The 8,703-nt window shown below is 62.1% G+C and carries 13 protein-coding genes; 4 read left to right on the forward strand and 9 right to left on the reverse strand.

All coding sequences use genetic code 11. From position 1 onward, the window contains the following. The 4 genes from GPT33_RS14735 to GPT33_RS14750 all read right to left on the reverse strand — a co-directional run. Window positions 1-534, reverse strand: a 534-nt coding sequence (locus tag GPT33_RS14735) for a hypothetical protein (RefSeq protein WP_296810211.1), incomplete at its 3' end; no start/stop codon positions are given. A gap of 177 nt (window positions 535-711) precedes the next feature. Then, window positions 712-999 carry a hypothetical protein gene (locus GPT33_RS14740; protein ID WP_296810213.1) on the reverse strand — a complete coding sequence of 96 codons (288 nt, stop codon included), beginning with the start codon at window positions 997-999 and terminating at the stop codon, window positions 712-714. A 262-nt stretch (window positions 1,000-1,261) separates the two neighbouring features. Beyond that, the gene (locus GPT33_RS14745; protein ID WP_296810215.1) at window positions 1,262-1,480 is read right to left on the reverse strand and encodes a hypothetical protein; all 219 of its coding nucleotides are present in this window, start codon (window positions 1,478-1,480) and stop codon (window positions 1,262-1,264) included. Between the two features lie 25 nt (window positions 1,481-1,505). Then, window positions 1,506-1,694, reverse strand: a complete 189-nt coding sequence (locus GPT33_RS14750; RefSeq protein ID WP_296810217.1) for a Thivi_2564 family membrane protein — start codon at window positions 1,692-1,694, stop codon at window positions 1,506-1,508. A 530-nt stretch (window positions 1,695-2,224) separates the two neighbouring features. Between GPT33_RS14750 and GPT33_RS14755 the strand changes: the two genes are divergently transcribed. Further along, entirely contained in the window at window positions 2,225-2,935 is a 711-nt protein-coding gene (locus tag GPT33_RS14755) for a Crp/Fnr family transcriptional regulator (protein WP_296810218.1), read from the forward strand. Window positions 2,936-3,129: 194 nt separating this feature from the next. Here the strand turns inward: GPT33_RS14755 and GPT33_RS14760 are convergent, their stop codons facing one another. Together GPT33_RS14760 and GPT33_RS14765 are read right to left on the reverse strand one after the other, a co-directional pair. After that, window positions 3,130-4,065: a Gfo/Idh/MocA family oxidoreductase gene (locus GPT33_RS14760; protein ID WP_296810219.1), complete on the reverse strand. Its 936-nt coding sequence runs from the start codon at window positions 4,063-4,065 to the stop codon at window positions 3,130-3,132. 125 nt (window positions 4,066-4,190) lie between these two features. Next, complete coding sequence (locus GPT33_RS14765) at window positions 4,191-4,358, reverse strand: hypothetical protein (protein ID WP_296810221.1); 168 nt, start codon at window positions 4,356-4,358, stop codon at window positions 4,191-4,193. 156 nt (window positions 4,359-4,514) lie between these two features. On the opposite strand from GPT33_RS14765, the gene apaG reads away from it, so the two are divergent. After that, the gene (gene apaG, locus GPT33_RS14770) at window positions 4,515-4,889 is read left to right on the forward strand and encodes a Co2+/Mg2+ efflux protein ApaG (RefSeq protein WP_296810223.1); all 375 of its coding nucleotides are present in this window, start codon (window positions 4,515-4,517) and stop codon (window positions 4,887-4,889) included. A 26-nt stretch (window positions 4,890-4,915) separates the two neighbouring features. Beyond that, entirely contained in the window at window positions 4,916-5,761 is an 846-nt protein-coding gene (locus tag GPT33_RS14775; RefSeq protein ID WP_296810224.1) for a symmetrical bis(5'-nucleosyl)-tetraphosphatase, read from the forward strand. Window positions 5,762-5,922: 161 nt separating this feature from the next. On the opposite strand, the gene GPT33_RS14780 is transcribed toward GPT33_RS14775, so the two are convergent. Next, window positions 5,923-6,453, reverse strand: a complete 531-nt coding sequence (locus tag GPT33_RS14780) for a dihydrofolate reductase (RefSeq protein ID WP_296810225.1) — start codon at window positions 6,451-6,453, stop codon at window positions 5,923-5,925. A 76-nt stretch (window positions 6,454-6,529) separates the two neighbouring features. On the opposite strand from GPT33_RS14780, the gene GPT33_RS14785 reads away from it, so the two are divergent. Next, the gene (locus GPT33_RS14785) at window positions 6,530-6,976 is read left to right on the forward strand and encodes a DUF29 domain-containing protein (RefSeq protein ID WP_296810227.1); all 447 of its coding nucleotides are present in this window, start codon (window positions 6,530-6,532) and stop codon (window positions 6,974-6,976) included. 243 nt (window positions 6,977-7,219) lie between these two features. Here GPT33_RS14785 and GPT33_RS14790 read toward each other — a convergent pair whose 3' ends face one another. After that, window positions 7,220-8,185 (reverse strand): WYL domain-containing transcriptional regulator, encoded by a 966-nt coding sequence (locus tag GPT33_RS14790; protein WP_296810229.1) that lies wholly within the window; start codon window positions 8,183-8,185, stop codon window positions 7,220-7,222. A gap of 10 nt (window positions 8,186-8,195) precedes the next feature. Next, window positions 8,196-8,552, reverse strand: a complete 357-nt coding sequence (gene rsfS, locus GPT33_RS14795; protein WP_296810230.1) for a ribosome silencing factor — start codon at window positions 8,550-8,552, stop codon at window positions 8,196-8,198. Window positions 8,553-8,703 lie beyond the last annotated feature (151 nt).

The raw sequence follows: 8,703 nt of genomic DNA on the forward strand, positions 1-8,703 counted from the left end.
GATGGCCCACAATTCGCCCAGCCGCAGGGTGGTGACCGCTTGATAGGCCGCGACGAAACGGTTGAGGTTCTCGGGGTCGACCCGACCGTCGCCATGGGCGATGATCTCGAGCGCGAGGTCGTAGACGCGCGGCAGTCCGGCGGAGGGTCCTTGGAGCAGGCGCGGCAGTTGCCGACTGTAGCCCTTGGGGAGATGGCGCTTGGCGGTGCGGATCTGATCTTCGATCAGATAGAAATTATCGAGCAGCCATTCCCCGGCCGGCGCGATCCGCCGGTTCTCCGTCACGGCGGCCATGAGCAATCGGCACACCTCGATCAGGATGGTTTCATTCTCGGTCAGGCGCGCGAGGAGGCGGTCCGGCGGATGTCCGGGCATCAAGGCATGCGTCTGCGCGAGGCGCTTGCCGTGCTCCTGCATCTGCACCGCACTGTAGAGCTCCGAGCGCAACGGCGGCTCCTCGCCCTCGGATGCCTTGATCAAACCCGTCCCGGGACGCCGGCTCCCGAAGCGGTGCAGGGTGTCGCGAATCGCCAATTGACTCTCCTACAACTGTCCGAGCTTCGAGGCAGAGACGCCAGACTCTGCGCGGCGTTGGTGAACTGTGTGCGCTTGTCACCCTACAGCGCCGTTCGTCACTCCGGCCGTCGTGGATTGAAAACATCACGTCACATCCCGCCTTCATCCGCGCATGCAACGCGATGGATTCAATAATTACTTATAGTGCGATTTGAACGTATTGAAGGAATCCTTGAAGGCATCCCAGGCCCGCTCGGTTTCGGCTTTGAGCTGCTCCCAGTTGCTCTCCGTCGCGGCTTGCATCTCCTCCAGCCTCTTCTCGCCTTCCGCACGCGTGGCGCGCAGCGCTACGAGGTGTTCCTCGTATTTTACCTTGGCATCTTCCTTGATCTCGTGCGCCTTTGCCTGAAGCACGTCAATTTCGGCATTCCAGGCGTCAATCCGCGCCTTCATGTCCGCAACAAATTCGTCTTTCGTCAGCATGGGGTCTTGCTCCTGTTTTCGATCGTCAACCCGGCGAAACGCCGGCATTCAACTGCCCGCTCGCCATCCTATGTTCAAGCTCGCCGTATCTATTTCCTCCATTAAACCGCGCCCAGTGCGGTATTCGTAGTTTGTCGGATTGGCTTGGCCTCGCCGGCTCCGACGACCGCCGGAGCCGGCGCGGTTTAAGATTATGAAAAAATTAAAGTTCTGAATTGCTCCGTACGGGAGACCGAGATCCACGTCTCCCGTGCAGTCATTCTCATGTGCCCCTCGGCACGACCAACAGAAGCGCGCCAACCAGAATCGACGCCACGCCGGCCCAGACCGGAATGTTGACCGTCTCGCGGTCTTGGACCGTCAATTCAAGCGGACCCACTTGGGCCTGCGTGGTCTCCTTCGTATAGCTGAAGCCACCATACGCCAACCCCAGGCCACCGCCGATGATCAGCGCGATCCCTACGATCTTGAGTGCGTTCATCTCACCTCCCGACATGGTTGCACGATTACCCGATGCGTATTCCGGACATGGAGCCGAGAAGCCCGAAAGCGGATAGCAGCCAAAGCACGACAAAGATGACGACCACCACATTCAGGATCTTCTTGATGGTTCCATCCATCGGAATGTAATTGTTGATCAGCCACAGGATGACTCCGATGACGACCAAAACGATGACCAAGTTAATCAAATTCATCTCGATTCTCCTGTCCTGGTTGATGAGCGCTCGGAAGGCGGGAGCGTGTCGTTCGGCAGACTCCCCTAGAGACCCGGCGATGGATGGGTTCCGGCTCACCCCTTCTCGCGCTCGGACTCGTTCATCGAACCGGCCACCTTCAGGGCGGCCGACACCGCCCCGAGGTCTCGCGCATGCCCCGTGTGGCGCTCTGCTCCACCTACCCCGACGGCCCGAGTTAGGAACGAGACCTCACGGTCGAAGAGGGTCCTACACGGTGAACGACAAACTGACACGGCGCCCCCTATCCGGTCTGTGCGCCATCGCACATAAGACCGCGTATCAATGCGCTATGTTTGTTAGCGCACTGAAAGAACGCGCTTTTTGACGTAGTTAGTGAGGTTGACGGAGCCCACAGGCCGCGCCGGTCCTCGGCGACCAATCGGGATCACGGCTAGACCATGCGCGATAAGACATCACCCGGGGCTTCCCCGGCAACGCGCTCCGCTTGCTCAGCGTTCCGCTCCACCCGGCCCACGAGGAGACCGCACGTGCAACTCGAGAAAAACACCGCTCTCTTCGACAATCGTCTTCTCGCATCACTGCCGGACAAGGATCATCGACAGGTGCTGAGGTGCTGCGAGTCGGTCGAACTTGCGCTCGACGAGGTGATCAACGAGCCCGGCGAGCAGATCCGCTACGTCTATTTCCCCACCGACTGCTTCTTTTCCCTGGTGACGCCACCGATCGATCACGCCGGTCTGGAGGTCAGACTGGTCGGCAGCGAGGGAATGATCGGAACACCGCTGGTCTTGGGGATCGACGTGACGTTGCTGCGCACCGTTGTGCGGGGCGCGGGTCCCGCCTGGCGCATGACCGCGGAGCGGTTTCCCGAGGCACTCGGACAGAGCGAGGCTCTCCAGACCAGGCTTAACCGCTATCTCTTCGTGTTGACGAACCAAGTCGAGCAGATGGTCGCCTGCACGCGGTTCCATGTGCTGGAAGCGCGTCTCGCCCGCTGGTTGCTGATGACTCAGGACCGGGCGCATTCGGATCACTTCCATGCCACCCATGAGTTCCTGGCCCTTTTACTCGGGGTGCGGAGGGTCGGCGTCACCAAGGCTGCGACGGCGCTGCAACAGCGCAATCTCATTCACTACAGCCGTGGCGACATCCGAGTTCTCGATCGGGCCGGCCTGCAAGCCGCAGCCTGCGGGTGTTACGGCGATTCGGAAGCCATTTACGAACGATTCCTGGGCTGAGAGAAGACATGTCACCGGTAGCGATCCGGGGCGGGCGCGGGCGTTTGATCCGGCGGGGTGCCGGGGGGGCCGAACGGATGCCGACGCATGTCGCGCCGGACGCGGTTGAGTTTTAGGTTTGGAGGATGGGTTTCGCTGTCGCTCTACCCATCCGACCCGTCATCAAGGTGTTTACCTTGTTTCTGAATCATCACTTAATGACCAGTACGAGCACGAACCTCCAGAGCAACCTCGAGCGCGTTCAATCCCGTCTGCCCGTCCACCAGCGGCGGGCGGCCCTCACGGATACAGCGCACGAACTCGGCAAGCTCGAGATCCAGAGGTTTGACCGGCTCGACGCTGATGCGCTCGCGCGTGATCTCCGGGCGCGCCGATCCGGCGACGGTGCGGGGAGCGGCGATATCGATGGTCTGCTCGATGAAGTCGAGCGAGAGATAGCTGCCCGGCTGGAAGACCCGGATCCGGCGCGTAGTCTTCTCCGAGACGCGGCTCGCAACGACGTTGGCGACGGTGCCTTGGTCGAACTCCAATCGGGCACTCGCGATGTCCACGTGGTCCGTCAGCACCGATGCGCCCACGGCCGAGATGTTGGCGATACGGCCCCCGACCAGAGAGAGGATGATGTCGATGTCGTGGATCATGAGATCGGAGACCACATCGACATCGGTCGCGCGCTCGGTGAATCCGCCCATCCGTTGGGCTTCGATATAGACAGGCGCATGAATGCGCTGCGCGAGCGCCATAACGCCGGCGTTGAATCGCTCGACATGCCCGATCTGTAAGACTGCGTGATGGGCGCGCGCCAGGCGGACGATCTCGATCCCGTCGGCCAGACTGGCCGCGATCGGCTTTTCGAGCAGGACCGGAATGCCCCGCGAGAGGAAAGGCGCTGCCGCCTCGAGATGCGCGGTCGTCGGAACGACGATACTGACCGCGTCGACGCGCTCAAGGACATCCTCAATCCGCGCACAGGCGGCACATCCGGCCTCGGCAGCGACCGATGCGGCGCGGGTCGGGTCGACATCGACCACGCCGATCAGCTCGACATCCGGCATGCGTGAGTAGATCAGGGCATGGAAGCGCCCCAGATAACCGACACCGATGACGGCGACGCGGAGTTTATCGGACATAGGCTGCGACCGGATGCGTTGTTGAGCCTCGGAGACCCCGGGGGACAGCCGGTCGGCATGCGTCGCACGGCATGCCGCCCCGAGGCTCGGTTGATATCACGTCGTCCTCCCGCGCGACGAACTCTTCAGCCGCCGAAATCTTTCGGTGCGACCGCTTGCTTGGCGATCGGCGCACGCTCGACACTCGCGTAAAGACCGATTTGATACGCCACAGTCGCCACCATCCCGATCAACGCAAAGGCGATCACCAACACCACGAGATCGGGCTTGGGAGGAGATGACTTGGGGCGCATGCGTCAACCGACCTGATGTCACGACTCTGACTGGATGGCTCGTTGTCCTTGCGGGACATCGAAATGGATAGCGGCTCCGATGCGCCTGGATCGCGCGACGGGGCCGTGTGTATTATCACGCGATCTGAGGCGCTTGTCTGCGACGTGGAGGTTCAGGTGAAAGAGTTTTCGATCAAGATTTCGGCCAATAGTCAGTACCAGCCGGAGCGGTCTTCCCCGGGAGAAGGACGTTACGTGTTCGCCTATACGATCGTGATCGAAAATCACGGGGACCAATCGGCGCGCCTGCTCGATCGGCACTGGATCATTACCGACGCGGACGGCAGGGCCCAAGAGGTCAGGGGGGAGGGTGTCGTCGGGGAGCAGCCGCACTTGAAGCCGGGTGAACGTTTCGAGTACACCAGCGGCACCATCATCGCGACCCCGATCGGCAGTATGCACGGCAGTTACGGCATGATCAGCGACGACGGAACCCGCTTCGAAGCCGACATCCCGGCCTTTTCGTTGGCGTCCGCAATGACCATTCACTGAGCGAGACGACCGGGACCGACACGGCCATGTCCATCTATGCCGTCGGCGACATCCAGGGGTGCTACCGGGAGCTGCGGCAACTGCTCGACAGGCTCCGGTTCGATCCGGGTGTCGACCGACTGTGGCTCGTCGGCGACCTGGTCAATCGCGGGCCTGAGTCCCTTGCCGTACTGCGGTTCGTGCACGATCTAGGCGATTGCGCCGTCACGGTCCTCGGCAACCACGACCTGCATCTCCTCGCCTTGGCCGAAGGCAACACCCGGCACGCGGGCAAGAGTACGCTCGACGAAGTGCTGCGGGCGCCGGACCGCGACGCGCTCCTGCATTGGCTGCGCCATCGCCCGCTGCTGCACCATGATCCGGATATCGGTTTCTCGATGATCCATGCCGGCGTACCGCCGCAATGGAGTCTTGCGGACGCGCGGGCCTGCGCACATGAGCTCGAGTCGACCTTGCGCGGCCCGAACCATCGCGCTTACCTGATGGCGATGTACGGCAACAAGCCGAAGCGCTGGTCGCCCGAACTAACCGGCATGGACCGTTTGAGGTTCATCACCAACTCTCTGACTCGACTGCGGTTCTGCGGGTCCGACGGTGCCCTTGCCCTCGGCGAGAAGGGCGAGATCGGCAGCCAAGTGGCCGGACGCCTGCCCTGGTTTCGGATGCCGGAGCGGCGCACCCGTGACGACCGGATCATCTTCGGCCACTGGTCCACCATCGGCTATCTCGCCGAGCACAACGTCTGGGGGCTGGACAGCGGCTGTCTTTGGGGCGGTGCACTGACCGCGATTCGGATCGACGGCGACGGACAAAGAGCGATCACGCCCATCCAGCTCGACTGCGCGGGCTATCTGCGGCCCGGATCGGAGTGAAGCACAGGCGTTGTTCCTGAACCCACCGCATGAACGAGCACCGGAGGGTGGACAAGCGCAGCGCAGTCCACCAGCGCAGGCGCCGAGTTCGGTGGACTTCGCTCTCGCTCGTCAACCCTTCGCGCTTCGCACTACCGCTGCGATCAGCAACGTAGCCTGGTTTATTCGCAAGCTCGAAGCGTGGGCACGCGGCGAAGCTCCAAGAAGGTCATCGCATACGCATTGCGTGCGTCGGCCGGACGCTCGACTCGGCCCACTTCGGCCCAATCCTCCGGATTCCAGCACGGAAAGCGTGTATCGCCCTCGACTGCGGTGTGCACCAACGTCAGATAGAGTCCGTCTGCGCGCGGGAGCGTCTCGGCATAGAGTGCCGCCCCGCCGACGATCAACAGCTCGGGCACCGGACCGGCCGCCTCGATCGCGGCATTCAGAGAATCCACGACGAGACAACCGTCCGGACGAAAGGCCGGATCACGTGAGAGGACGATGTGGCGTCGACGCGGCAACACCCCGGGCAGCGATTCCCAAGTCCGTCGCCCCATGACGATCGTCTTGTCGAGCGTGAGCTGTTTGAAGTGACCAAGGTCTGCCGGAAGATGCCAAGGCAGTCGATTCTCCCGACCGATCACGCCGTTGTCCGCGATCGCGGCGACCAGACAGAGGGGTGCGCCTTGGCGTTCAGTCGATATCATGGCGGATCACGTTTGTCCTTTTCCCGGAAATCATCGCATCATACCTGCAACGTCCCACCCATCGCCGATGACACCGATGCAGAGCAACTACGACGTTGACTTCTATGCTTGGGCCAACACCCAAGCCGCGCTCCTGCGCAGCGGACGGATCGACCAGGCCGACATCGAGCATATCGCCGAGGAGATCGAGAGCATGGGCAAGAGCGAGCTGCGGGAGCTTGAAAACCGACTCGCACGGCTGTTTACGCATCTGCTCAAGTGGCAATTTCAGCCCAATCGGCGCAGTCGAAGTTGGACACTCGCGATCAAGGAGCAGCGCCGACGTCTTCATCGGCATCTCGAACAGAACCCCAGTCTCAAGGCGAAGCTGGAACAAGCGGTCCTTGACGCCTATGGCGATGCCATCCTCGAGGCGGCCCGCGAGACCGGCCTCGCCGAGGAGACCTTCCCGCCGGTCTGCCCCTTCACCATCGAGCAGATCCTGAACGACGCGGGACCGGGCAACGAACCGAAAGCCATGTAGGGGCGACTTCAGTCGCCGACTTACGACGATCGTTCCTTTTCCGTAAAAAAATCCTAAACCGCGCCCAGCGCGGTATGCGATGTTTTTGGATTTGATCGGCCCCGGCCGATTTGACGAGCGCTGGAGCCGGCGCGGTTTAAGTTATTAAAAAATATATTATTTAAACCGCGTCACCTCCGACGCTCAAGGGTCCGGCCGAGGCAGCGCCAATCCAAAAACGATGCATGTCGCTCCGGACGCGGTTTAGCCGTACCGCGCCAGCGCCGCGGCGAGGCGTTCCCGAACCAGATCGCGCAGGATCGCCGGCTCGACGACCTCGACATCCGGCCCGTACCTGAGCACGTCCATCGTCAGCTCGAGCGCATTGCTGTAGGGGATGCGTAACTCGTAGCGCCCGTCACCGAGGAATCGCCCCGCCTGATCCCGATGCCATTGCTCTTTGGCGACCCAGCGGGCGCGCTGGGGGCTGAATCGCAGCACCGCCGTCTGCTGCGGGGTTCCGGCGAAGATCCCGTAGGAGACGGCGAAGTGTCGATCGAGCTCCTCGTCCGACACCGGCAAGGCCGTCGTGGACAGCGGGCACGCGGCCTCGATCGCATCCAGGGCAAAGGTCCGCAGACCCTCGCGCAGATGACACCATGCATCGAGATACCAATTGTCGCGGTAGTAGGTGAGACGCTGAGGCGAGACCTCGCGGTCGCTGTGCCGATCGTCGCCGCGATTGAAGTAACGGATCGACAGCCGCTGATGTTGAGCCACGGCGCCGGCGACCGCCTGAAAGTGTCGACCCCCGCGACGCGCGCCCACCTGCATGATCCGCACCCGCGCCGAAAGCCCGTCGAAACCGGGGTGTTGCAGCTCAAGCAAATCGCCGATGCGTTTCTGCAAGGGTTTGAGATGCGGATCGAGAAGACCCGGCTCGACGCTCGACAAGAGCTGCTGCACCGTCAGCAGGGCATGCAGCTCGGAGGCGTTGAACCAAAGACCGGGCAGCTCGTACATCGCCCCGTCGGCCAGATCGTATTTGTAACCGTTGTGATCCCGGTCGTAGACGATCGGGGCGTTCAGGTGCAGACGCATGTCTTCGATGAGCCGCTTGACGGTCGCGCGCGAGCACTCGAGTGCATCCTGTAAGCGCTGCCGCGAGACCGGATGTCGAGCCGCCTGCAGGATGCGGTTGAGCTCGAAGATCCGGTCGAAACGGTCCACCGGGTCGGCCCTAGACGGGAACCGCGGCAACCTTCGCAACCGCAGCCGGTGCGGCCCAGAGCTTTTCGAGATTGTAGAAGTCACGCACCTTGGGGAGCATGACATGCACCACGACCCCGTTGAGGTCCACCAGCGCCCACTCGCCCTCGGTGACGCCCTCCATCCCCAGCGGGGTCTCGCCCGCCTCCTTCGACTTATAGGCCACGGTCTCCGCGATGGCCTTCACATGCCGGTCCGAGGTACCGGACGCGACGATCATATAATCCGTGATGGCGGTCTTGCCCCGCACGTCCATCACCTCGATGTCGCGGGCCTTCATGTCGTTCAAGGTCTCTACAACCAGTTCCCGAAGTGTCTCAAGCTGCATGCGATCTCCTCTGCGTTTGAATTAAACCGCGCCCAGCGCGGCATGCTATGTTTTTCGATGGATCGGCCCCGGCAGACTTGACGGCCGCCGGAGCTGGCGCGGTTTAAGATATTAAAATATATGTAATTTAAGACCGCATCCCGGCTCAGGG

Origin of the sequence: Thiocapsa sp. (genome assembly GCF_011390875.1) — a bacterium.
Taxonomy (GTDB): Bacteria; Pseudomonadota; Gammaproteobacteria; order Chromatiales; family Chromatiaceae; genus Thiocapsa.